The 23,688-nt window shown below is 72.9% G+C and carries 18 protein-coding genes; 14 read left to right on the top strand and 4 right to left on the bottom strand.

What is annotated here, in order from left to right; all coding sequences use genetic code 11:
- Positions 1-54 precede the first annotated feature (54 nt).
- A complete protein-coding gene (gene ndk, locus IRY44_RS23540; protein WP_013288023.1) occupies positions 55-480 on the top strand; it encodes a nucleoside-diphosphate kinase in 426 nt (141 codons plus the stop codon).
- Positions 481-540: 60 nt separating this feature from the next.
- On the opposite strand, the gene IRY44_RS23535 is transcribed toward ndk, so the two are convergent.
- Positions 541-981 carry a carboxymuconolactone decarboxylase family protein gene (locus IRY44_RS23535; protein ID WP_013288022.1) on the bottom strand — a complete coding sequence of 147 codons (441 nt, stop codon included), beginning with the start codon at positions 979-981 and terminating at the stop codon, positions 541-543.
- A gap of 196 nt (positions 982-1,177) precedes the next feature.
- Here IRY44_RS23535 and IRY44_RS23530 point away from each other — a divergent pair, with 196 nt between their 5' ends.
- The 3 genes from IRY44_RS23530 to IRY44_RS23520 all read left to right on the top strand — a co-directional run bounded on the left by IRY44_RS23530 (position 1,178) and on the right by IRY44_RS23520 (position 7,060).
- Positions 1,178-2,737 carry an alkaline phosphatase gene (locus IRY44_RS23530; RefSeq protein ID WP_194802382.1) on the top strand — a complete coding sequence of 520 codons (1,560 nt, stop codon included), beginning with the start codon at positions 1,178-1,180 and terminating at the stop codon, positions 2,735-2,737.
- 327 nt (positions 2,738-3,064) lie between these two features.
- Complete coding sequence (gene ileS, locus IRY44_RS23525; protein WP_194802381.1) at positions 3,065-6,211, top strand: isoleucine--tRNA ligase; 3,147 nt, start codon at positions 3,065-3,067, stop codon at positions 6,209-6,211.
- Between the two features lie 141 nt (positions 6,212-6,352).
- A complete protein-coding gene (locus IRY44_RS23520; RefSeq protein WP_194802380.1) occupies positions 6,353-7,060 on the top strand; it encodes a 1-acyl-sn-glycerol-3-phosphate acyltransferase in 708 nt (235 codons plus the stop codon).
- 4 nt (positions 7,061-7,064) lie between these two features.
- Here the strand turns inward: IRY44_RS23520 and IRY44_RS30810 are convergent, their stop codons facing one another.
- On the bottom strand, positions 7,065-9,071 hold the full coding sequence (locus IRY44_RS30810; protein WP_269697490.1) for a hypothetical protein: 2,007 nt from the start codon (positions 9,069-9,071) through the stop codon (positions 7,065-7,067).
- 207 nt (positions 9,072-9,278) lie between these two features.
- Between IRY44_RS30810 and IRY44_RS23510 the strand changes: the two genes are divergently transcribed.
- From IRY44_RS23510 to IRY44_RS23465, 10 genes are all read left to right on the top strand, one after another.
- Complete coding sequence (locus IRY44_RS23510; RefSeq protein ID WP_194802379.1) at positions 9,279-11,264, top strand: TIGR03960 family B12-binding radical SAM protein; 1,986 nt, start codon at positions 9,279-9,281, stop codon at positions 11,262-11,264.
- Between the two features lie 166 nt (positions 11,265-11,430).
- Positions 11,431-11,868: a hypothetical protein gene (locus tag IRY44_RS23505; RefSeq protein ID WP_135241614.1), complete on the top strand. Its 438-nt coding sequence runs from the start codon at positions 11,431-11,433 to the stop codon at positions 11,866-11,868.
- A 14-nt stretch (positions 11,869-11,882) separates the two neighbouring features.
- On the top strand, positions 11,883-13,394 hold the full coding sequence (locus IRY44_RS23500; protein WP_194802378.1) for a hypothetical protein: 1,512 nt from the start codon (positions 11,883-11,885) through the stop codon (positions 13,392-13,394).
- A 10-nt stretch (positions 13,395-13,404) separates the two neighbouring features.
- Positions 13,405-14,844, top strand: coding sequence for a type VII secretion-associated serine protease mycosin (gene mycP, locus IRY44_RS23495; protein ID WP_194802377.1), 1,440 nt, complete (start codon positions 13,405-13,407; stop codon positions 14,842-14,844).
- Positions 14,845-15,215: 371 nt separating this feature from the next.
- The gene (locus IRY44_RS23490; protein WP_194802401.1) at positions 15,216-15,935 is read left to right on the top strand and encodes a TIGR03936 family radical SAM-associated protein; all 720 of its coding nucleotides are present in this window, start codon (positions 15,216-15,218) and stop codon (positions 15,933-15,935) included.
- Between the two features lie 130 nt (positions 15,936-16,065).
- Complete coding sequence (locus IRY44_RS23485) at positions 16,066-19,374, top strand: Rne/Rng family ribonuclease (RefSeq protein ID WP_194802376.1); 3,309 nt, start codon at positions 16,066-16,068, stop codon at positions 19,372-19,374.
- Positions 19,375-19,668: 294 nt separating this feature from the next.
- Complete coding sequence (gene rplU, locus IRY44_RS23480) at positions 19,669-19,983, top strand: 50S ribosomal protein L21 (RefSeq protein WP_018787289.1); 315 nt, start codon at positions 19,669-19,671, stop codon at positions 19,981-19,983.
- 11 nt (positions 19,984-19,994) lie between these two features.
- Positions 19,995-20,249, top strand: coding sequence for a 50S ribosomal protein L27 (gene rpmA / locus IRY44_RS23475; protein ID WP_013288010.1), 255 nt, complete (start codon positions 19,995-19,997; stop codon positions 20,247-20,249).
- 89 nt (positions 20,250-20,338) lie between these two features.
- A complete protein-coding gene (gene obgE / locus IRY44_RS23470) occupies positions 20,339-21,790 on the top strand; it encodes a GTPase ObgE (RefSeq protein WP_194802375.1) in 1,452 nt (483 codons plus the stop codon).
- Between the two features lie 59 nt (positions 21,791-21,849).
- Positions 21,850-22,299 carry a GNAT family N-acetyltransferase gene (locus IRY44_RS23465; protein ID WP_194802374.1) on the top strand — a complete coding sequence of 150 codons (450 nt, stop codon included), beginning with the start codon at positions 21,850-21,852 and terminating at the stop codon, positions 22,297-22,299.
- 15 nt (positions 22,300-22,314) lie between these two features.
- Here the strand turns inward: IRY44_RS23465 and IRY44_RS23460 are convergent, their stop codons facing one another.
- Positions 22,315-22,974 (bottom strand): DUF6766 family protein, encoded by a 660-nt coding sequence (locus tag IRY44_RS23460; RefSeq protein ID WP_194802373.1) that lies wholly within the window; start codon positions 22,972-22,974, stop codon positions 22,315-22,317.
- 85 nt (positions 22,975-23,059) lie between these two features.
- Positions 23,060-23,524 (bottom strand): DUF4383 domain-containing protein, encoded by a 465-nt coding sequence (locus tag IRY44_RS23455; RefSeq protein ID WP_194802400.1) that lies wholly within the window; start codon positions 23,522-23,524, stop codon positions 23,060-23,062.
- Between the last annotated feature and the right edge of the window lie 164 nt (positions 23,525-23,688).

Genomic DNA, 23,688 nt, shown 5'->3' with positions numbered 1-23,688 from the left:
CTACGCTGACCGTACCCAGCCGAACCCCGTTTGAGTGCGCAGGAGGAACCCAGCGTGTCCAGCAGCAGCCCGGACGAGCGGTCGCTCGTACTGATCAAGCCCGACGCGGTGCGCCGCGGTCTGGTGGGCGAGATCCTGTCCCGTTTCGAGCGCAAGGGCCTGCGGATCGACGCGATGGTGAGCCGGACCATGGACGGCGACTTCGCCGACCAGCACTACGCCGAGCACGTCGACAAGCCGTTCTACCCGCCGCTGAAGACGTTCATGACCAGCGGCCCGCTGGTGGCGCTGGTGCTCTCCGGCGACCAGGTGGTCGAGGTGGTGCGCGCGATGATCGGCAGCACCGACGGCCGCAAGGCCGCCGCCGGCACCATCCGCGGTGACCTGTCGCTGTCGAACCGGGAGAACCTGGTGCACGCCTCCGACTCGGCGGACAGCGCCAAGCGCGAGATCGCGCTCTGGTTCCCCGAGCTGGCCTGACCGACACGCCGACGGCCCCGGCCCGCTCCTGGCGGGACCGGGGCCGTCGTGTGTCAGCGATCAGACCTGCGCCGGCGGCTGCGTCCGGCAGGTCACCGCGACCCGGTTCCACACGTTGATGGTGGCGATCGCCATCACCAGGTCCGCCAGCTCCTTCTCCGACCACACCTTCGCCGCGGCGTCCCAGACGTCATCCGGCACGCCGTGCTCGCCGAGCCGGGTCACCGCGTCGGTGAGGGCCAGCGCGGCCCGCTCCCGCTCGTCGAAGAACGGCGCCTCGCGCCACGCCGCGACAGCGAACAGCCGGCGGCTGTCCTCACCGGCCGCCAGCGCCTCGCGGCTGTGCATGTCCACGCAGAACGCGCAGCCGTTGCGCATCGACGCCCGCAGCTTCACCAGCTCCAGCACGGTGTGGTCCACGTTCGCCCGGACGTACTTCTCCAGGCCCAGCACGGCCTGGTACGCCTCCGGTGCCACCGCCGCCATGTCCATCCGGCTCATCGCCGCCTCCTTGAGGGTTCGGGTACGCGCACAGGACGGGGCACGGTGGGCGCGGTGTGACGGCCCGGCGGTGTGACGGTTGTCATGCCGGAGCGCTGGACAGCAGTCGTTGACGTGCCGGTCACCTCGACCGGAGTTCCCGGCCACCTGCGGCCGGTAGACCGGGCTGGCGACACTGCCGAGACCGGGAGAACCCATGACGCACTTCGATCGACGTACCCTGCTCCGCGCCGGCCTGGTCGCCGGTGCCGGAGTCGCCGGCGGCGCGCTGCTCGGCGCGCCCGGCGCGCCCGCCGCACCCGGCCTGCGGCGCAGCGGCCGGCCGCTGCTCACCCACGGCGTGCAGAGCGGCGACGTGACCGCCGACTCGGCGCTGGTCTGGACCCGCGCGGACCGGCCCGGCCGGATGCTCGTCGAGGTGAGCCGCCGCCCGGACCTGCGCGGCGCCCGCCTGGTGCGCGGCCCGGTGGTCGACCCCACCGGCGACCTCACCGGCAAGGTCCGCCTGCGCGGCCTGCCCGCGGGGGAGCGGCTGCACTACCGGGTACGGGTGGAGAGCCTGGACCGGCACGGCCTGTGCAGCGAGCCGCTGACCGGTTCGTTCGCCACCGCCCCCGGGCGGCACCAGCGGCGTGACGTGCGGTTCATATGGACCGGCGACATCGTCGGGCAGGGCTGGGGGATCAGCACCGACTTCGACGGCCTGGCGATCTTCCGGGCCATGCGGGAACGCCGCCCGGACTTCTTCCTGTGCAGCGGCGACACCGTGTACGCCGACGGCCCGCTGGCCGAGAGCGTGGTGCTGCCGGACGGCCGCACCTGGCGCAACCTGGTGACGCCGGAGAAGAGCAAGGTGGCCGAGACGCTCGCCGAGTACCGGGGGCAGTTCGCGTACAACCTGCTCGACGAGCACCTGCGGGCGTTCGCCGCCGAGGTGCCGCAGATCAACCAGTGGGACGACCACGAGGTGGTGAACAACTGGTACCCGGGGGAGATCCTGACCGACGACAGGTACGGCGAGAAGCGCGTGGACGTGCTCGCCGCCCGGGCCCGGCAGGCGTTCCACGAGTGGCTGCCGGTGCCGTCGGGCGGGCCGATGTACCGCAAGTTGTCGTACGGGCCGCTGCTGGACGTGTTCGTGCTGGACATGCGCACCTACAAGGACCCGAACGACGGCAACACGTACGCGGACCGCAGTCGCGGCCTGCTCGGCACGGCGCAGCGGGAGTGGCTGATCCGGGAGCTGCGCGCGTCCCGCGCCACCTGGAAGGTGATCGCCAACGACCTGCCGATCGGCGTGGTGGTGCCGGACGGGTCAGACGCCCAGGAGGGTGTCGCGCAGGGCGACCACGGCGCGCCGGCCGGCCGGGAACTGGAGTTCGCCGAGGTGCTGCGCGCCTCGCACCGGGCCGGGGTGACCGGGCTGGTGTTCCTCACCGCCGACGTGCACTACACCGCCGCCCACCACTACGACCCGGCGAGCGCCGCCGTGCGGGACTTCAGCCCGTTCTGGGAGTTCGTCTCCGGCCCGGCGCACGCCGGTGCGTTCGGGCCGAACGCGCTGGACGGCACGTTCGGCCCGAAGGCGGTCTTCGTGCACGCGCCGCCGCGCGCCAACACCTCACCGGCCGAGGGCTTCCAGCACTTCGGCGAGGTGACCATCGACGGCCCGTCGGCGGCGCTCACGGTCCACCTGCGCGACCGCTCCGGCGTCTCCCTCTGGACCACCACCCTCCCGGCCCCGTCCCACCGCTGACACACGGGGTGGAGGCGGGGTGGAGGCGGGGTGGGGTGGGGCGGGAGATACTCGGCGGCGCGGTGGGTGGGGGGTCGAGTACGCTTGAACGCACAGGCGACGACCCGGCCATCACCGGCGAGCCTCCGGAAGAACGGCCGGGTCACCGGCTCAGTAGAACCGGACGGGACGGCCCGTCACAGCCGGCCAACGAGCGGGCGGTCGCACCTCGGCCGCCAAGCGGGGTGGTACCGCGGGCCACGCCCGGAACGCCGGTCACGGCGTACCGGATTCGGCTCGTCCTCGCAGACCACAGACGAGTGAGCTGCTGAGGGAGAGCGACAGGCGATGGCCTATCCGTTGCACGACCCGACCGGCGCCGGTGTCCCGGCGAGCCCGGACCTGCCCGCGGTCGAGCGCCGGGTGCTGGAGCACTGGACGGCCGACAAGACCTTCGAGGCGTCGGTGGAGGCCCGCGACGCCGGCCGCGACGGCGAGAACGAGTACGTCTTCTACGACGGCCCGCCGTTCGCCAACGGCCTGCCGCACTACGGCCACCTGTTCACCGGCTACGTCAAGGACGTGGTGCCGCGCTACCAGACCATGCGCGGCAAGCACGTCGAGCGCCGGTTCGGCTGGGACTGCCACGGCCTGCCCGCCGAGGTGGTGGCCGAGAAGCAGCTCGGCATCACCACCAAGGCGGAGATCCTCGACCTCGGCGTGGCCCGGTTCAACGACGCCTGCCGCACGTCGGTGCTGGAGTTCACCCACGACTGGGAGCGGTACGTCACCCGGCAGGCCCGCTGGGTCGACTTCGCCAACGACTACAAGACGCTCGACCTGGACTACATGGAAAGCGTCATGTGGGCCTTCAAGACCCTGCACGACAAGGGCCTGGTCTACGAGGGCTTCCGGGTGCTCGCGTACTGCTGGCGGTGCGAGACGCCGCTGTCGAACACCGAGACCCGGATGGACGACGTCTACCGGGACCGGCACGACCCGACGCTCACCGTCTGGTTCGAGCTGACCGCCGACGAGAACGCGCCGGAACCGCTGCGCGGGCCGGTCAAGCTGGGCGTCTGGACGACCACGCCGTGGACGCTGCCGTCGAACCTGGCGCTCGCCGTCGGCCCCGACATCGAGTACGCGCTGCTGGAACGCGACGGTGAGCGCTACGTCGTCGGCGCCGCGCGCCTCGGCGCGTACGCCAAGGAGCTGGAGGGATACGAGCAGGTCGGCACCGTGTACGGCCGCGACCTGGTCGGACGCCGCTACACGCCGCTGTACGACTTCCTGGTCGAGCCGGCCGGGGAGAACGCCTACCAGGTGCTCGGCGCGGACTTCGTCACCACCGAGGACGGCACCGGGATCGTCCACCTGGCGCCCGCCTTCGGCGAGGACGACCAGAACACCTGCAACGCCGCCGGCATCCCCACCGTCGTGACGGTGGACGACCACACCCGGTTCACCGCACTGGTGCCGCCGTACCAGGGCGAGCAGGTCTTCGACGTGAACAAGCCGGTGATCCGGGAGCTGAAGGAGCGGGGGGTGGTGCTGCGGCAGGACACCTACACCCACTCCTACCCGCACTGCTGGCGCTGCGACACCCCGCTGGTCTACAAGGCGGTGTCGTCGTGGTTCGTCGCGGTGTCGACGTTCAAGGACCGGATGGTCGAGCTGAACCAGCAGATCAACTGGACGCCCGGCCACATCAAGGACGGTTCGTTCGGCAAGTGGCTGGCCAACGCCCGGGACTGGTCGATCAGCCGGAACCGGTTCTGGGGCTCGCCGATCCCGGTGTGGCGCTCCGACGACCCGAACTACCCGCGGGTGGACGTCTACGGTTCGCTGGCCGACATCGAGCGGGACTTCGGCGTACGCCTGACCGACCTGCACCGGCCGGCGGTGGACGACCTGGTCCGCCCCAACCCGGACGACCCGACGGGCAAGTCGATGATGCGCCGGGTGCCGGAGGTGCTGGACTGCTGGTTCGAGTCCGGCTCGATGCCGTTCGCCCAGGTGCACTACCCGTTCGAGAACCGCGAGTGGTTCGAGCACCACTACCCGGGTGACTTCATCGTCGAGTACATCGGGCAGACCCGCGGCTGGTTCTACACCATGCACGTACTGGCCACCGCGCTGTTCGACAGGCCGGCGTTCCGCAACTGCCTGAGCCACGGCATCCTGCTCGGCTCGGACGGCCGCAAGATGTCCAAGAGCCTGCGCAACTACCCGGACGTCTACCACGTGTTCGACTCCTACGGGTCGGACGCGATGCGGTGGATGCTGATGTCCTCGCCGGTGTTGCGCGGCGGCGACATGGCGGTCACCGAGTCGGGCATCCGGGACGCGGTGCGCCAGGTGCTGCTGCCGCTGTGGAACGTCTGGTACTTCTTCTCGCTCTACGCCAACGCCGACGGCTACACCGCGCGTCGCCGTACCGACTCGGCGAACGTGCTCGACCGGTACGTGCTGGCGAAGACGAACGAGCTGGTGGCGACCGTCGGCGCGCAGATGGACGCGTACGACATCTCCGGTGCGTGCGCGACGGTGCGGTCCTACCTGGACGCGCTGACCAACTGGTACGTGCGCCGGTCCCGGGACCGCTTCTGGGCCGGCGACGCGGACGCGTTCGACACGCTGTGGACCGTGCTGGAGACGCTGTGCCGGGTGGTGGCGCCGCTGGCGCCGCTGACCGCCGAGGAGATCTGGCGCGGGCTGACCGGCGAGCGGTCGGTGCACCTGACCGACTGGCCGCAGGCGGAGGAGTTCCCGGCCGACCACGAGCTGGTCTCCGCGATGGACAACGTCCGGGCGGTCGCCTCGGCGGCGCTGTCGCTGCGCAAGGCCAAGGGCCTGCGGGTACGGCTGCCGCTGGCGAAGCTGACAGTGGCCTCGCCCGTCGCCGACCAGCTGCGGCCCTTCGCCGACCTGGTCGCCGACGAGGTGAACGTCAAGGAGGTCGTGCTCACCGGCGAGGTGTCCGCGTACTGCCAGCAGGTCCTCACCGTGGTGCCGCGGGCGCTCGGCCCGCGCGTCGGCAAGGCCGTCCAGCAGGTGATCAAGGCGGTCAAGGCGGGGGAGTGGGAGCTGCGCGACGGCGCCCCGGTCGCCGCCGGGGTCACGCTCGCCGAGGGCGAGTACGAGCTGCGCCTGGTCGCCGCCGACGCCGAGCACTCCGCGCCGCTGCCCGGCGGTGAGGGAGTGGTCGTGCTGGACACCGAGGTCACGCCGGAACTCGCCGCCGAGGGGCTGGCCCGGGACGTGGTCCGGGTCGTGCAGCAGGCCCGCCGCGACGCCGACCTCGACGTCTCCGACCGGATCACGGTGGCCGTCTCCGCCTCCGAGGAGGTACGCGCGGCGGTCGCCGCGTACACCGGGTTCGTGGCGCGGGAGGTGCTCGCCGACAGCATCGACTTCGCCGAGGGCCTCGACGGCTTCGCCGGCGAAGCCGGCGAGGGCGAGCGCGTGACCGTGACGGTCCGCAAGGTGTGAGCGGACCGGGCCCTCCTGCACCCTCTCGGGTGGAGGAGGGCCCGCACCCAGCGAGTGGACTGCGGGCCACCCGCTCGGTGGCGGACGGCCGCGTCGGCTACCGTGACAGCGCCTGTTTCACGTACGACCGCCGGAGGACCCGTGCCCCTGCTCTACACCATCGGCAAGCTCACCGTGGCGCCCGCGCTCCGGTTGGCCTTCCGTCCGCACGTGGAGGGTTTGGAGCACATCCCGGCGACCGGCGGCGCGATCTTCGCCAGCAACCACCTCTCCGTCGCCGACGAACTGCTCCTCGGCACCGTGGTGCCCCGGCACCTGGCGTTCTGGGCCAAGTCGGAGTACTTCACGGGCACCGGCCTCAAGGGCGGCTTCTCGAAGTTCGTGCTCACCGGGCTGGGCGCCATCCCGGTCGAGCGGGCCGGCGGCCGGGCCGCGCTCACCGCGTTCGACGCGGCGATCCCGGTGCTCAAGGCCGGCGACCTGGTCGCCGTCTACCCGGAGGGCACCCGTTCCCCGGACGGGCGGCTCTACCGCGGGCGTACCGGCACCGTCCGGCTGGCGATCGCCGCGGGCGTGCCGATCATCCCGGTCGGCGTGACCGGCACCGACAAGGCCCAGCCCATCGGTACGCGGATCCCGCGACCGGGTCGTGCCAAGATCACCATGAAGTTCGGCAAGCCGCTGGACTTCACCGGCCGTCCCGACGACCGCACGTCGCTGCGCGCGATGACCGACGAGATGATGGCCGAGATCCAGAAGCTCAGCGGCCAGGAGTACGTCCCGCGCTACGCCCCGAAGCGCGCCGACCAGGCCACCGGCGGCCAGACCGGCGGCGATCAGACCGCCTGAGCGGTCAGGACTTCGGCACCACCACGCGCTGGCGCAGGTCGTTCAGCAGCCGTCCGCTGTCGTCCACCGACAGCCGGGTGAACACGCCGGTGGTGAGGCTGCCGTGGTCGGCCGAGACGCAGACCACCACCGAGTCGCCGTCCGCGCGGCCGACGGCGCAGCGCTCGTGGCGTCCCCGTACGCCGGTGTCCACCACCACCGGCTCCTGCAGGGCGTAGTCCCCGGCGAGACGTTCGATCTCCGACTTGGCGTCCGACTCCGGGCTGAACCGCAGCCCGGTGCTGCCGAACAACGTCACCCGCTTGCCGTCGCTCGTGCTGTAGATGCCGGCGAACGTGTCCTCGGCCAGCAGGTTCGACTCGCGTACCCGGGACTTCAGCTCCTCGGCGGCGGCCCGGCTGCTGTCGTCCTGGCGTAGCCGCATCGAGTCGATCTGGTCCGGGAGGGTGGCGCTGGCCGGGTACTGGGTGGAGATCGGCTGGAACCACCAGAGCGGGAGCCCGCAGCAGCAGGCGACGGAGAGCAGCAGCACCCAGGGCCAGCGGCGCCGGCGGCGGGTCCGCTTCGGCGGCTGCTGCCAGCCCGGCGGCGGTGCGACAGGCGGACCGGCCTTGCCCCGGCGCTGCTTCGGCGGCCGCCCGGGCTTCGCCGGCGGCGCGACGGGCGTCGCGGGCGGCAGGGGCCGGGCGGCGGGCTGAGCGGGATGGTGCGGCGGCGAGACCGGCCGGGCCGGTCCGGGGTACGGGGCGCTGTGCGGCGGGGGCGAGACCGGCCGGGCGGCGGGCGGCGCGGGACGGGCCGGTGGCGGGGCAGGGTGCGCCGCCGGTGGCGCCGGGTGGGCCGGGTGCGGATTGTTCGGCACGGCCCAGGGCGCGGTGTACGGCAGCGTCGGCGTCGGTGGCGGCAGCTCCGGGGCGTGCAGCTCCCAGCCGGTGGTGTCCACCCCCGCCCACGGGTCGACAGGCGTGGCGTGTTCCGGCGACGCGAGCGGCGGCACCGGGGTGGGCTCGGCGGACTCGCCCCAGGCGGGCCGGCGTGCCGGCGGTGGCGGGACGGCTGCCGAACCGCTCCAGCGGGGCGCCTCGACCCGGGTCGGGTTCGGGGCGTTCTCCACGCGGGTCGGGTCCGGCGTGTTCCCGGCCCGCATGGATTCCGGGGCGTTCTCGACCTTGGTGGGATCCGGCGTGGTCGCGGCCGGCGGTGGCTGCGCCGCGACGTCGATGCGGGTCGGATCCGGCCGGCCCCCGGTACGCGGAGCGGGGACGGGCGTGGTGCGGCCGGGAACCGCTGCGGATCCGCGCGCCCTGGTCACCGGGACGGGCGGGGTGGCGTCGATGTCGGCAGGTGTTCCGGCGTCGGCGGTCGGTGCCTCGCTGTCCGTGGGCGCGTCGGCCGGCGTTCCGGCGTCGCCGGTGAGGGCGTCGGCGGTCGTCGTGCTCGCCGGCGCGTGCTGGCTCGTGTCGTCGAGCGCGGCGGTGTCGGCCGGGTCTGCCGGCTCGCCCGCCGGTTCGGCTCGTTCGTCCCGCCGTGCCGGTTCGGCCTGCTCGGACGATTCGGGGCGGTCCTCCGGCAGCGCCCGTCCGTCCTGCTGCGCGGGCTCGACCTGCTCCGACTGCTCGGCGGGTGCCGGCTGCGTTCTCCTCGATGCCGGACAGGTCGTCGATCGGCCGGGGGGCGGGGTCGCCGGGCTCGGCGTGACCGGGACGTCGGGCGGGGAGGCGGGCGCCGCGCCGCCGGACGGCTGGTCACCGGGCTCGGCGCGGTGCGGCTGCTCATCCGGCGCGACGGCGGACGGCGGGCGGCGGGGCGTACCGTCGTGCGCCCTGCTCTCGGCGGCGCCGGACGGCTCCTCGGCCGTCCGGTCGTCGGCGCCCTCCGGCGTGGTGGACGGGGACGCCGGAGCCGAGGCGCCGGCGGCGTCCTCGGTGTCGGCGGCGGTCGCCGGCTCGGTGACGGACGGCATCTCGGCCCCGTCGGCCGGCCGGTCCGCCCCCGGCTGCGGCTGCGGCATCGCGGCTATCTCCTCTCGCGCCCGTTGCGAGGTTAGTACCGCCCCGCCACCCGGGACGAATCCCGCCCGCCCCGGGCCCCCCACTCCGGTGATCAAGGAGTTCGTGTCCGGTGGGAGCGCGGGACAGTCCGCGAACTCCTTGATCAACGCGGTGGACACGGGCGCGGGCGCGGGAGAGGGCGGGGGCACCGCGTACGCTTGGGCATCATGAGTGCCCCGTCCACGACCCCGCGTCCCACCGCCGCCAACTCGGTCTGGCCCCGGCTGGAGCCGTTGCTGCCGCAGGTGACCAAGCCCATCCAGTACGTGGGTGGAGAGCTGGGAGCCGTGGTCAAGGACTGGGACGCCGCGACCGTCCGGTGGGCGCTGATGTACCCGGACGCGTACGAGGTGGGCCTGCCCAACCAGGGCGTGCAGATCCTGTACGAGGTGCTCAACGAGCTGCCCGACGTGCTGGCCGAGCGGACGTACGCGGTCTGGCCGGACCTGGAGAAGCTGATGCGCGCCCACGGCGTGCCGCAGTTCACCGTCGACGCCCACCGCCCGGTGCGTGACTTCGACGTGTTCGGCGTCTCGTTCTCCACCGAGCTGGGCTACACCAACCTGCTCACCGCGATCGACCTGGCCGGCATCCCGATGCTCGCCGCCGACCGCACCGACGCCGACCCGGTGATCGTGGCCGGCGGGCACGCCGCGTTCAACCCGGAGCCGATCGCCGACTTCGTCGACGCCGCGGTGCTCGGCGACGGCGAGGAGGCTGTGCTGGAGATCACCGCCATCGTGCGGGAGTGGAAGGCGGAGGGCTCCCCGGGTGGCCGGGACGAGCTGCTGCTGCGGCTGGCCCGGACCGAGAGCGTCTACGTGCCGCGCTTCTACGACGTCGACTACCTGCCGGACGGCCGGATCCAGCGGGTCGTGCCGAACCGCCCGGACGTGCCGTTCCGGGTGCACAAGCGCACGACCATGGACCTGGACGCCTGGCCGTACCCGAAGAAGCCCCTGGTCCCGCTCGCCGAGACGGTGCACGAGCGGTACGCGGTGGAGATCTTCCGGGGCTGCACCCGGGGCTGCCGCTTCTGCCAGGCCGGCATGATCACCCGCCCGGTGCGGGAGCGGTCGATCACCACCGTCGGCCAGATGGTGCAGCAAGGGCTGGAGTTCTCCGGCTTCCACGAGGTGGGCCTGCTGTCGCTGTCGTCGGCCGACCACTCCGAGATCGGCGACATGTGTTCCGGCCTGGCCGAGCAGTACGCCGGCACCAACGTCTCGCTGTCGCTGCCGTCGACCCGGGTGGACGCCTTCAACATCGACCTGGCCCAGGAGCTGTCCCGCAACGGCCGCCGGACCGGTCTGACCTTCGCCCCCGAGGGCGGGTCGGAGCGGATCCGCAAGGTGATCAACAAGATGGTGTCGAAGGAAGACCTCATCCGCACCGTGGTCACCGCGTACTCCAACGGCTGGCGGCAGGTGAAGCTCTACTTCATGTGCGGCCTGCCCACCGAGACCGACGAGGACGTCCTGGAGATCGCCGACATGGCGCACGAGGTGATCCGGGCCGGCCGCGCCGCCACCGGGTCCAAGGACATCCGCTGCACGGTCTCCATCGGCGGGTTCGTGCCGAAGCCGCACACCCCGTTCCAGTGGGCCTCGATGGAGCGGCCGGAGGTCATCGACGGCCGGCTCAAGCTGCTCAAGCAGGCCATCAACAGCGACCGGTCGCTGGGCCGGGCGATCGGCTTCCGCTACCACGACGGCGAGCCGTCGCTGATCGAGGGCCTGCTGTCCCGGGGCGACCGCCGGGTCGGCGCGGTGATCCGCAAGGTCTGGGAGAACGGCGGCCGGTTCGACGGCTGGAGCGAGCACTTCTCGTACCAGCGGTGGGTGGACGCCGCCGCCGAGGTGCTGCCGGCGTACGGCGTGGACCTCGACTGGTACACCACCCGCGAGCGCGAGGAGCTGGAGGTCCTGCCCTGGGACCACCTCGACTCCGGCCTCGACAAGGACTGGCTCTGGCAGGACTGGCAGGACTCGCTGTCGGAGTACGAGCAGGACGACTGCCGCTGGACGCCCTGCTTCGACTGCGGCGTCTGCCCGTCCATGGACACCGAGATCCAGATCGGCCCGACCGGCCGCAAGCTGCTGCCGCTCACCCCGGTCAACGGGCTGAAGCTGCCCGCCGCCGCCCAGGGCTGAGCCCGCCCGCACGCACCGGAGCGCGGGAACCCGACACGGGTTCCCGCGCTCCGTCGTCTCCGGTGACCGCCGTGGTACGCGGGGTGGGGGTGCCCCGACTGGTCCTTCCTCGATACGCTGCGTCCGTAATGGACCGGCCGGGCCGGTAGCGGGGAGGACAGGCAGCATGGGCATCAATCCGCCGGACACCGGCGATCTGCACGTCAGCGTCGAGGACCTGGATGCGGCGGCCGAGTACATCGAGCGCCTCAAGCAGTACGTCGAGGACACCATCTCCTGGGAGATGGAGCGCATCAAGGAGAACATGAAGGGCGACAGCAACAGCCCGCAGATCATGTCCAACGGCACCCCGTTCGGCGCGTTCGCCGACGCCCGGTTGCAGTGGCAGGCGCTGGAACGCTCCACGGCCAACATGGAGGCCCACCTCAAGGGCCTCTCCGCCAAGCTGGCCGGCCTGAAGAAGGGCACCGAGGACATCGCCAAGGCGTTCCGCGACGCCGAGGAGCGCAACGCCGCGAACGGCAAGGACATCGAACGGCTGCTGGAGTCCGCTGCTCCGCCGCCCGGCGGCGCCGAGCCGCCCACCTATCCGTACCCGGCCTGAGAGAGGAGACGGTCATGGCTGGAGCAACCTGGGAACGCTGTGTCCGCGAGGTGACGCTGTCGGCGGATCCGTACACCGTCGGCGTGGTCGGCTCGGGGTGGAGCAACCTCTCCACCGCTCTCGGCCACCTGCGCGACTCCCTCGTCGGCCGGTCGTTCGTCGGTCCGATCGCGGCCGGCCAGGAGCGCCCGCACACCGGCGGCCTGCCCGGGATGCTCGCCGGCTGGAAGGGCAGCGGCGGCGACGCGTACCGCGAGCACCTGTCCGAGATCGGCAAGGACATCGAGGACCTCATCACGCACGCCAGCAACGTCAGTGGCGCGCTGTCGCGGATCGAGGGTGACATCCGCAAGACGGTGGCGAGCATCCCGATTCCGCTGATGGACAACTTCGGCTGGAACGAGTGGAGCCTGCCCGGCGGCACCGAGCTGGACGACGCCCGCGACGGGGAGAGCCAGTCCGGCTTCCTCGCTGCCCTGCGCAGCGACTACCAGGGCAACCAGTCCCTGTACGCCGACGGCGCGTTCCGCGACAAGGCCGACGACCTCGAAGCCACCATGAAGATCGACGGCAACGCCAGCGACCAGAAGCGCGGCGGCTGGTGGGACACCAAGTCGCACCTCGACAACTGGTACAACGACAACCAGAAGGCGGCCAACGCGGCGATGTCGCCGTTGCCGGCCGCGGTCGAGGCCGAGCGCCCCAAGCTGGCCGTACCCCAGCCCAAGAACGACTTCGGCGACGGCTACCGGGGCGACCCGCGTGTTCCCCCGTCGGGCGTACCCGGTGGTGGCCTGCCCGGTGGCGGCGCACCCGGCGGCGGTATGCCCGGCGGCGGTATGCCCGGCGGCGGTATGCCCGGCGGCGGCCCGATGCCGGGCATCGGCAGCACCGGCATCGGTGGTGGCACGCCCGGTGGCGGCTCGTACACGCCGCCCCCCGGTGGGCCCGGCGGCGGTCTGCCGGGCGGCGGCTCCTACACCCCGCCGACCACCGGGGGTATCCCCGAGCTCGGTGGCGCCCCCGGCTCGGGCACACCGGAGTACGGCAGCGGTCTGGCCGGCGCGGGCGGGCCCGGCACGGTCACCGCCGGCGGGCCGGGCACGCTCGGCCTGGGCGCCGGCGGCGTCGGCGGTGGCGCGGGTGGACTGAGCGCCGGTGGCGGCGGCTTCGGCGGCGGGGGCGCCGGCCTGGGCTCGGCCGGTGGGATCGGCGGCGGTGGGATCGGCGCGGCCGGCGGCATGGCCATGGGCGGGCTGCCCGGCATGGTCGGCGGCGGCAACGGCAAGGTTCCGCCGCTGACCAGCGCGGCCAGCGCGCTGAAGGCGGCGGCCGCGGCGGGCCCGGGCGGCGCGGCCGGTGCGCGTGGCGGGATGGCCGGCGCCGGAATGATGGGCGGCGGGATGATGGGCGGTCACGGCGGCGCCGGTCACGGCGGCGACGCGGCAGGGCACTCTTCATGGTTGACTGAGGACGACGATCCGTGGGGCGCCGGTGACGGTGCGTCCCCGGGCATCCTGCGATGAGGACGGACGGATGAAGGTGCACGTCGGCGCGCTCCGGCCGGTGGCTGCCGGCCTGTTTGCCGGACTGATGCTGCTGGGCGCCGCCCAGCCGGCGGTCGCCGCTCCGCGTCGCGCCGAGCAGTGGTACCTGGACGAGCTTCGGATCGACCGGGCGCACCAGATCTCCACCGGCCGGGGTGTCGTCGTGGGCGTGGTGGACACCGGCGTCGACGCGGGGCACCCCGACATGCGGGGCCAGTTGCTGGCCGGGGGAAGCACCCGCGATTCCGGCGACGGGCGGCGCGACCCGGACGGTCACGGCACCCACATGGCCGGGATCATCGCGGCCAACGGGACCGGGGTGGTGGGCATCGCGCCCGACGCCCGGATCCTGCCCATCCGGAAACCTGCCGGCGACGCGTTCACCTCGGACGACTCCGCGCGGGGCATCCGGATGGCCGTCGACGGCGGGGCGAAGGTGCTCAACCTGTCGTACGGCGGTGCCGGCGCCGTGGAGGAGGTCGAGGCGGCCGCGATCCGGTACGCGCTGGAGCGCGACGTGGTCGTGGTGGCCGCCGCAGGCAACGCCCGGCAGGCCGGCCCGGACGTCACCTCACCCGCCAAGATCCCCGGCGTGATCGCGGTGACCGGCACGGTCCGGGGCGGGGGATTCTGGTCCGGATCGGCCTCGGGGCCGGAGGCGGTGATCGCCGCGCCCGGCGACGAGGTCTACAACATCGGACCGGACCGGGGCTACGGCTGGGGTGACGGCACCTCCGACGCCGCCGCCGTAGTCTCCGGCGTCGCGGCGCTGATCCGGTCGAAGTACCCGAAGCTTTCCGCACCCGACGTGATCAACCGGATCATCCGCACCGCCCGGGACGCGGGACCGCCCGGCCGCGACCCCCGGTTCGGCTTCGGCCGGATCGACCCGGTGGCGGCGCTCACCGCCGACGTGCCGGGGGTGTCGGCGAACCCGCTGCTCGGGGCTGCCGTGCCGAGCGCGTCAGCGCCACCGGCCGCCGCCGAGGACGACAACTTCGACGTGACGAAGTACGGCGACCGAGGCGGCCCCACCGACCAGCAGGTGATGGTCATCGGCATCGGCATCGCCGTGGCGCTGGTGGTGCTGCTGGCGCTCGTGGCGTTCCTGATCTGGAACCGCCGCCGTCACCGGCGCGAGCTGGCCCGGGCCGCGATCCCGGACGACGAACTGGACCGGCTGAACGGGCAGGGCCCACCGGTGCCCGCCGGTCAGGCGACCGCCCCGCCGCCCGGCTACGGCACACCCGGCGGCTACCCGCAGCCCGGCGCGCACCCCCACCCGGGCGGGTATCCCCAGCAGGGCGGATACCCCCAGCCGGGGGCGTACCCGCCGCCGGGCGACGGCGCCTACCCGCCCCAGGGGCAGGCCCACCACGCCCCACCCGGCCAGAGCCCCTACGCCCCACCCGGCGACAACCGCTCCTGACCCACCCCGCTACCGCCCGGTCCCGCGCCCACCCCCACCCCCACCCGCACCCGCACCGCACCCGCACGCCCGCGCCCACCCACCCGGCCCGCCTCGGCCCGACGATCATGAAGTTGGCGGCACATTCGGAGATCGACTTCGCCGCTAACTTCATGATCAACGGGGCGGGTGCAGGGCGGGTGCGGGGCTGGTGCGGGGCGAGGGCGGGTGGGGTTTGGGTGGGTTTGGGGTGGGTGGGGTGGCCCCGGGTGTGGGGCGTGGTGGGCGCTGCGTCAGGATGAGACCGATACGCAGGCACAGCCGAGGAGCTCACGATCGCCAGAAAGCCTCAACCCGAGGGCGGCCAGGCCCCTGTCGTCCAGCGGGTCCGTATCCGGTACGCCAAGCGTGGGCCGTTGCGGTTCACCTCGCACCGGGACTTCGCCCGGGCCTTCGAGCGCGCGCTGCGCCGGGCCGGCGTGCCGATCGCCTTCTCCCAGGGGTTCACCCCGCACCCGAAGATCTCGTACGCCTCGGCCGCCCCGACGGGGGTGGCGAGTGAGGCCGAGTACCTGGAGATCGGGCTCCGTGAGCCGGTCGACCCGGCGAAGCTGCGCGAAGCCCTCGACGGCGCCCTGTCGCCCGGACTCGACGTGCTCGACGCGGTGGAGGCCACCGGTGGCAGCCTGGCCGACCGGATCGAGGCGTCGTACTGGCGCATCGAGTTGCCCGAGGTCGACCCGAAGGTGCTCGCGCAGGCGGTGGCGGCCTTCACCGCCGCCGACGAGATCCAGGTCGAGCGGATGACCAAGCAGGGACGGCGTACGTTCGATGCCCGGGCAGCAGTGGTATTCATCGATGTGATGGCTCCGGCTGAGACGCCTTCCGGGGCGGCGGCCGTACCGTGTGCGATACTCGAACTGGTCGTGCGGCAGGTCACCCCGTCCGTTCGGCCCGATGACGTCCTGTCCGGCCTCCGCGCGGTGGCCGCCCTGGAGCCGCCGGTCACCCCGAAGGTGATCCGGGTGGCGCAGGGCACGCTGACCGCGCAGGGCGAGATCGTCGATCCGTTGGAAGCGGATCGCGACGGGGCAACCATCGGAGAGCGCTGACCGTCGGTCAACGCTCTGGCAGGCAGACTTCGGCGGTCGCGCGTTTGCGCGCCCGGCGGAAACACCTTTGCGGCAACCCTGCGTGGCAGCGCTCACCCGCGCCCGGGGCGGCCAGAACTGGAGAACGTCCATGCTCGAGAACGAGCCCGAGGGCGGCGAACGGACCGGCGCAGAGCCGACCGGGACGACCGCCGACAGTGCCGCCACCGCCTCCGGCAGCGCCGCGAGCGCGACCCCGGCCGGCGCCGAGGGAGCCACCACGGAAGGCACCGTGGAGGGCGTCGCCGAGACCAAGCCGCCGGCCCGTAAGCGGGCCAGCCGCCGCAAGGCCGCTCCGCTGAACCAGCCGGAGCAGACCGACGCGCCGGTCGAGGCGTCCACCGCGGTGACCGGCAGCGGCGAGTCGCCGCAGGCCGAGGTGTTCGCACCGATCGCCGGTGAGTTGGACACCGCGCCCAAGACCACCCGGCGGCGTCGTAAGGCGACGCCGGCGAAGGCGGTCGAGGAGCCGGTGGCCGCAGCCGGGGTGGAGGCCGCCTCGGAGGAGGTCGTGCCGCCGGTCAAGGTGACCCGGACCCGTCGCCGCAAGGCCACGCCGGCTGCCGAGACCGTCGCCCCGGACGAGGCCGCCGCCGCGGGGCAGATGCCCGCGGACGGCATGATCGACGGGCCGGTGTCCGCGCCCGGTGGCGATCTGATCGCTGAGGGACGCGCCGACATCGACGGCGGCGAAGCCACCGCCCCGGGCGGGACCGCCACCGAAGAGAGCGCCGCCGGGACCGGCGGGCGGGCCCGTACCCGCCGGCGCGCCGCCACCGAGACCACCGCCGCCGGCGACAAGACCACCAGCGGGAGCAGGGCCGCCGCCGGTACGGCGAGCACCGGCGCCGCCGAGAGCACCGTCGAGGACGTCGAGGACGAGGACGCCGAGAGCGGGACCGTCGAGGACGCGGGCGCCGCTGCCGCGCGTACCCAGGAGGTCGACCTGGCCCGCAGCGGCGGCCCGGCGGACGCGACGGGCGCCGTGTCGACGGGCGCCGCCGTGCCGCGCGTGGCCGAGGAGCCGGCCGAGACGCCGCCGCCCACCAGCCGCCGCCGTCGTGCCGCGCTCTCCGCGCCGACCGTCCTGTTCATGGCGCCGCAGCCCGACGAGGCGCCCGCCGTCCAGGTGACGTACCCGGCGGCGGAGGAGCCGATCGAGGAAGCGGTCGAGACCGGCCGGCGCCGCCGTCGCGGCCGCCGTGAGGTCGAGCCGGTCGAGGCCGAGGTCGAGCCGGAGGTCGCCGAGGAGGAGTCCGCCGCCGAGGCCGAGGAGGCCGTCGAGGGGGACGAGGACGACGAGACGGCCGCGGGCCGGCGTCGCCGTCGCCGGGGCCGCCGGGGTCGTGGCCGGGGCAAGGGCGGCGCGGACGAGGCAGACGACGAGGACGGCGAGGAGCCCGTCGCGGCCGAGACCGCCGAGGGCGAGGCCGAGGAGCCCGCGGAGGACGAGGAGGCCGAGGGCGAGGGGATGACCCGTCGCCGTCGCCGTCGTCGCCGCCGGGGAGCCGGGGAGGCGGACACCGCCGCCGAGGACGGTGTGCCGACCGTCGTCAAGATCCGTGAGCCGCGCAAGCCGGTCGACGAGGTGCAGGGTGTCTCCGGTTCGACCCGGCTGGAGGCCAAGCGGCAGCGGCGGCGGGACGGCCGCGAGCAGCGGCGTACCCGGCCGCCGATCCTGAGCGAGTCGGAGTTCCTGGCCCGCCGCGAGGCGGTGGACCGGGTGATGGTGGTCCGCCAGCGCGGCGACCGCACCCAGATCGCCGTGCTCGAGGACGGCGTGCTCGTGGAGCACTACGTCACGCGGAACTCGTCCGGCACCATGGCCGGCAACGTCTATCTGGGCAAGGTCCAGAATGTCCTGCCGAGCATGGAGGCGGCCTTCGTCGACATCGGGCGCGGGCGCAACGCGGTCCTGTACGCCGGTGAGGTCAACTGGGACGCCACCGGCCTGGAGGGCCGGGCCCGCTCGATCGAGCAGGCGCTGCGCTCCGGCGACTCGGTGCTGGTGCAGGTGACGAAGGACCCGATCGGGCACAAGGGCGCGCGGCTGACCAGCCACATCGCGCTCTCCGGCCGGCACCTGGTCTACGTGCCGAACGGCAACGCCTCCGGGATCAGCCGCAAGCTGCCCGACACCGAGCGCAAGCGGCTGCGGGACGTGCTGAAGAAGCTGGTGCCGGACGGCGCCGGGGTGATCGTCCGGACCGCAGCCGAGGGCGCCAGCGAGGACGAGCTGGCGCGTGACGTCAAGCGGCTCCAGGCGCAGTGGGAGGACATCCAGGCCAAGGCGACCGAGGGCGGCGCCCCGGTGCTGCTCTATGAGGAGCCTGACCTGGTCATCCGCGTGGTCCGGGACCTCTTCAACGAGGACTTCCGCGAGCTGGTCATCGAGGGCGAGCCGGCGTACGACCTGGTCGAGTCGTACCTGTCGCACGTGTCGCCGGACCTGGTGGCGCGGCTGCGTCGGCACGCCGGGGTGGCGGACGTGTTCGCCGAGTACCGGATCGACGAGCAGATCCTCAAGGGGCTGGACCGGAAGGTCTTCCTCCCGTCGGGCGGCTCGCTGGTGATCGACCGCACCGAGGCGATGACTGTCGTCGACGTCAACACCGGCAAGTACACCGGCTCCGGGGGCAACCTGGAGGAGACGGTCACCCGCAACAACCTGGAGGCGGCCGAGGAGATCGTGCGCCAGCTGCGGCTGCGTGACCTCGGCGGCATCGTGGTGATCGACTTCATCGACATGGTCCTGGAGTCGAACCGGGAGCTGGTGCTGCGCCGGCTCACCGAGTGCCTCGGCCGGGACCGTACGAAGCACCAGGTCACCGAGATCACCTCGCTCGGCCTGGTGCAGATGACCCGTAAGCGCATCGGCGCGGGCCTGCTGGAGGCGTTCAGCGAGACCTGCGAGTGCTGCAAGGGCCGGGGCGTGATCATCCACACCGAGCCGGTGCCGGAGAAGCCGCGAGGCGGGGCGGGGGAGAAGGTCAAGGCGGTCGCCTCGGCTGTCACCGCGCCGGCCGAGGAGAAGAGCGGCCGGCGCCGGGGCCGCAAGGCCGCCGCGGACAAGCCCGCCGGGGAGGCCGCGCCGGAGGCCGCAGCCGCGCAACCGCCGGCCGCCGAGGCGCCTGCCGCACCGGCCGCCCCGGAGCGGACCGTCGCCGAGGTGGTCGAGACCGACGACGACTACTACGACACCCAGGGCTACGACCTGTCCCGGTTCGAGACGGACACACCGGCCGCGCCGGCGGTCGCGGACAGCCAGGAGGGCGACTCGGCCCGGCTGGCCGCCGCCGACGACCCGGACGCGATCGGTGACGGCGACAACGACGACGACAGCGGCGCCCCGCGCCGGCGGGCGCGCCGTGGTGGCGCCCGGCGGCGTACCCGGCCGTGAGGCTCTGACCTGCTCGAACAGGACCCCTGAATCCGGACGCTATGGGTGGATTCAGGGGTTCTGTCGTGTCCGCCGGCCACCGGGAGGGCGCGGACCGCGGGCCCGGTTTGGGGGCCGGGCCGGGTATGGCGTACGCTTGCCTGCGGCGCACTTTGGTGTGCCGAGTTCCCGCGTGCCCGCGCTGCCGGTGTCACGGCTCCCGGCGAGACGCCGTGGGAACGACCGCGAACGGTGTGACAGCCGACTGCGGTGGAATAGACGCCAGTAGCCTCAACGACAGGGAGTCCGCCTCCGATGTACGCGATCGTCAAGACCGGCGGCAAGCAGTACAAGGTCGCCGAGGGCGACGTGATCGAGGTCGAGAAGCTCGCCGGTGCCCCCGGCGACGCGGTGAAGCTCACCGCGGTGCTCCTCGTCGACGGTGACGACCTGGTGACCGACGCGGCGAAGCTCGCGAAGGTCGCGGTGTCCGGCGAGATCGCCGCGCACACCAAGGGCCCGAAGATCCGGATCCACAAGTTCAAGAACAAGACCGGCTACCACAAGCGCCAGGGTCACCGCCAGCCGCTGACCCAGGTCAAGGTGACCGGCATCTCCAGCGGGAAGTAGGTCGTCCTCCAATGGCTCACAAAAAGGGTGCGTCCAGCTCGCGTAACGGCCGTGACTCCGCGGCCCAGCGACTCGGCGTGAAGCGCTTCGGTGGTCAGGTCGTCAGCGCGGGTGAGATCCTCATCCGTCAGCGTGGCACCAAGTTCCACCCCGGTGACCTGGTCGGCCGTGGCGGCGACGACACGCTGTTCGCGCTGGCCGCCGGTTCGGTGCAGTTCGGCACCAAGCGCGGTCGCAAGACCGTCAGCATCGTGCCGCAGCAGTAGTTCTCCTGCGAAGCGGGCCGCGGACCTCGAGTCCCGGCCCGCTTCGCTTTTCCCCGTGCGGGGCGGACCCCGCTGGAAGGATTGGCGTCGTGACGACGTTCGTTGACCGGGTCGTCCTGCACATGCAGGCCGGCGACGGCGGGCACGGCTGTGTCTCGATCCACCGGGAGAAGTTCAAGCCGTTCGGCGGGCCGGACGGCGGCAACGGCGGCCACGGCGGCAGCGTGTCGCTGGTGGTCGACGCGCAGGTCACCACGCTGCTCGACTTCCACTTCCGGCCGCACCTGAAGGCCGAGAACGGCAAGGGCGGCGCCGGCTCGAACCGGGACGGCGCCAACGGCCGCGACCTGCTCATCAAGGTGCCGAACGGCACCGTCGTGCAGAGCCTCGACGGCGAGGTGCTGGCCGACCTGGTCGGCGTCGGCACCACGTTCGAGGCGGCTCGAGGCGGCCGGGGCGGGCGCGGCAACGCCTCACTGGCGAACGCCCGCCGCAAGGCGCCCGGCTTCGCCGAGCTGGGTGAGCCCGGCGACCGGCTCGACGTCGTGCTGGAGCTCAAGAGCGTCGCCGACGTGGGCCTGGTCGGCTTCCCCTCGGCCGGCAAGTCGTCGCTGATCTCGGTGATCTCCGCGGCCAAGCCGAAGATCGCCGACTACCCGTTCACCACGCTGGTGCCGAACCTGGGCGTGGTCCGGGTCGACAACCACACCTTCACCGTCGCCGACGTACCGGGCCTGATCCCTGGTGCGGCCAGCGGCAAGGGCCTGGGCCTGGAGTTCCTCCGCCACGTCGAGCGCTGCGCCGTGCTGGTGCACGTGATCGACACCGCGACGCTGGAGCCCGGCCGCGACCCGCTCGCCGACATCGACGCCATCGAGTCCGAGCTGTCCCAGTACGGCGGCCTGGCCGACCGGCCCCGGCTGGTCGCGCTCAACAAGGTCGACGTGCCGGACGGCAAGGACCTCGCCGACATCGTCCGCCCCGACCTGGAGGCGCGCGGCCTGCGCGTCTTCGACGTCTCGACCGCCACCCGCGAGGGCCTGCGCGAGCTGATGTACGCGATGGCGGAGCTGGTCGACCAGGGCCGCCGCGCCGCCCCGCCCGCCGAACCGACCCGGATCGTGATCCGCCCGAAGGCGGTCGACGACGCCGGCTTCACCATCGAGGCCGAGCCGGACGGCTCGTACACGGTGCGCGGCAGCCGGCCGGAGCGCTGGGTCAAGCAGACCAACTTCGACAACGACGAGGCAGTGGGCTACCTGGCCGACCGGCTGGCCCGCCTCGGCGTCGAGGAGAAGCTCGCCAAGGCCGGCGCGCAGGCCGGTGACCTGGTGCGCATCGGTGACCGGGAGTTCGACTGGCAGCCGACGCTCTACGCCGGTGTCGACTTCGTGCCCGGCAACCGGGGCACCGACGTGCGGCTGGAGGAGAAGTCGAACCGGCCGTCGGCGTCCGACCGGCTGGCGGCCCGCAAGGCCCGCCGGGTCCGGCCGGAGGACGAGGTCGAGGCCGCGCCTGCGGCGGAAGCGGACGCCGAGTAGCCGTTTCCGGGCCGGTGGCGGGAAACGTGCGCGAAATCCGGCCGATCTAGCGTACGGGCATGTTGATCGAGTCCCGTCCCGCCACCGATCCGGAGATCGCCGCGCTCGTCGTCGCCCAGCAGCGTGAACTGCGCGACGCGGACGGCGGGCTGGACGGGCAGGTCACGGTCGTGCACACCGACATCCACTACCTGGCCGCCGTGGTGGGCGGCCGGGCGGTCGGCTGCGGTGGGCTCCAGGCGCTCGACGCCGAGACCGGCGAGCTGAAGCGGATGTACGTGCGTCCGGCGTACCGGGGGCGGGGCATCGCCCGGCAGTTGCTGGTTGCGCTGGAGGAACTGGCGTTCCGGCACGGGCACCGCACGGTGTGCCTGGAGACGGGCACCTACCTGCCGGCCGCGATCGCGCTCTACCGATCAAGCGGTTACGAGCCGATCCCGGTGTACGGCGAGTACGTGGACAACCCGTACAGCGTCTGCTTCGCCAAGCGGCTGCCGGTGGCGGCCTGATCGGCGGCCTGACGCTCAGGCGCTGGTCTGCGCGTGCGGCGCGGTGACCGGCTTCGACTCCGGGCTGGCGTGCTGGCGCAGCACGACGCTGAGCAGGATCAGCACGCCGACGGCGAGGAACTCGCTCTGCCAGTTCTGCATCGACTGGAACCAGAAGTCGCTGGTGCCGAGGAACTGCCACGCGCTGATCGGGGCGGCGCCGCTCTCCAGCGTCTGCTCCTGGTTGTAGGCGGCCACGCCACCGAACAGGTGCCCCAGGAACGCGCCCCCGAAGATCATCAGGAGTGCGATGGCGAGACTGTTCCGGTAGACCACGAGCGGCAGCCCGCCGACGCGTACCGGCCACGGCGAGTCGGGGCCGGCGTGGTCGCGGTTGTCCTCCGGCCGGTCCGTCTGGTCCTCCGGCTTCGACTCGGCCGAGCCCTTCTGCACCAGGTACGCGGTGAGCAGCACGTAGCCGCCCATCTGGAGGAACTCCGACTCCCAGTTCTCGAACACCGCCTCGGCGAAGTGCCCGGTGCCGAGGTAGGCCCACCAGCTCAGCGGCTCGGCGCCGTACCGGCTCAGTTCCTCGTTGTGCACCTGCCAGCCGAAGACGCTCTGCAGCAGCAGGAAGACCAGGAACGCGCCGAGCATGGCGACCGAGAGCATGTTGTCGCGCAACCACCGTGGCATCGCCGGACCTCCTCGACCCGTTCGCGGTGGTCCTCCTGCCCGGCGACGGCCCGCGGCAAACGCCCGCTCGGCGTGTCGCGCCTGGTCAGGGGCGGTCGAAGGGTGCCTCCACCCGGGTGCCGGTGCCGAGGCTGTTGTTCAGCAGCAGGCCGGCGGCGAGCATGCCGAAACCGAGGACCAGGTGCAGCCAGTTGTCGGCGTCGTTCACCGGCACGAAGTTGGCAGCGGTGTCCCGGTCGATGGCGAACCCGTACAGCCACAGCACCAGGTAGAGCGCGCCGCCACCGGCCAGGAAGACCCGTGCCCCGGCCAGTCGCCGGGCCATCACCAGACCGACCAGCCCGAACAGCAGGTGCACCAGGTTGTGCAGCACCGACACCTGGAACACCCCGAGCAGCTTCGCCTCGGAGTGGTGCCCGGCGAACGTCAGCTCGCCGTAGTGCGTGGTGATGCCGGGAATGAAACCGAGCACGCCGATGAGCGCGAACAGGGCCGCCGCCGCGAGGGCGACCTTCTGCACCGCAGGCCGGGCGGTCGCGTGTTCGCGCAGGTCACGTGCCATCCCTGTCACCCCCGTGGAACTCGCCGCCGCCCGGGCGGGCGCGCACCCCATTGTCTGACCGGGGTGGGGCGCTCCCGCAGAGAATTCACGAATCAGGCATGGAGCCGTCGACCTGGGGTAGGGCGATTGTCACGCGGAAACAAATCCGCGTA

The sequence above is a fragment of the Micromonospora sp. ANENR4 genome, assembly GCF_015354395.1.
Taxonomy (GTDB): domain Bacteria; phylum Actinomycetota; class Actinomycetes; order Mycobacteriales; family Micromonosporaceae; genus Micromonospora; species Micromonospora aurantiaca.
The sequence above is the reverse complement of the archived record's forward strand: the minus strand, read 5'-3'. Positions and strand labels throughout refer to the sequence as shown.

What these genes read in the sequence shown, in the direction of transcription:
- IRY44_RS23535 (WP_013288022.1), bottom strand. Translation starts at nt 981, where the DNA reads ATGAGCCGGATGGACATGGCGGCGGTGGCACCGGAGGCGTACCAGGCC.
- IRY44_RS23530 (WP_194802382.1), top strand. Translation starts at nt 1,178, where the DNA reads ATGACGCACTTCGATCGACGTACCCTGCTCCGCGCCGGCCTGGTCGCC.
- ileS (WP_194802381.1), top strand. Translation starts at nt 3,065, where the DNA reads ATGGCCTATCCGTTGCACGACCCGACCGGCGCCGGTGTCCCGGCGAGC.
- IRY44_RS30810 (WP_269697490.1), bottom strand. Translation starts at nt 9,071, where the DNA reads ATGCCGCAGCCGCAGCCGGGGGCGGACCGGCCGGCCGACGGGGCCGAG.
- IRY44_RS23510 (WP_194802379.1), top strand. Translation starts at nt 9,279, where the DNA reads ATGAGTGCCCCGTCCACGACCCCGCGTCCCACCGCCGCCAACTCGGTC.
- IRY44_RS23505 (WP_135241614.1), top strand. Translation starts at nt 11,431, where the DNA reads ATGGGCATCAATCCGCCGGACACCGGCGATCTGCACGTCAGCGTCGAG.
- IRY44_RS23500 (WP_194802378.1), top strand. Translation starts at nt 11,883, where the DNA reads ATGGCTGGAGCAACCTGGGAACGCTGTGTCCGCGAGGTGACGCTGTCG.
- mycP (WP_194802377.1), top strand. Translation starts at nt 13,405, where the DNA reads ATGAAGGTGCACGTCGGCGCGCTCCGGCCGGTGGCTGCCGGCCTGTTT.
- IRY44_RS23485 (WP_194802376.1), top strand. Translation starts at nt 16,066, where the DNA reads ATGCTCGAGAACGAGCCCGAGGGCGGCGAACGGACCGGCGCAGAGCCG.
- rplU (WP_018787289.1), top strand. Translation starts at nt 19,669, where the DNA reads ATGTACGCGATCGTCAAGACCGGCGGCAAGCAGTACAAGGTCGCCGAG.
- rpmA (WP_013288010.1), top strand. Translation starts at nt 19,995, where the DNA reads ATGGCTCACAAAAAGGGTGCGTCCAGCTCGCGTAACGGCCGTGACTCC.
- IRY44_RS23465 (WP_194802374.1), top strand. Translation starts at nt 21,850, where the DNA reads ATGTTGATCGAGTCCCGTCCCGCCACCGATCCGGAGATCGCCGCGCTC.
- IRY44_RS23460 (WP_194802373.1), bottom strand. Translation starts at nt 22,974, where the DNA reads ATGCCACGGTGGTTGCGCGACAACATGCTCTCGGTCGCCATGCTCGGC.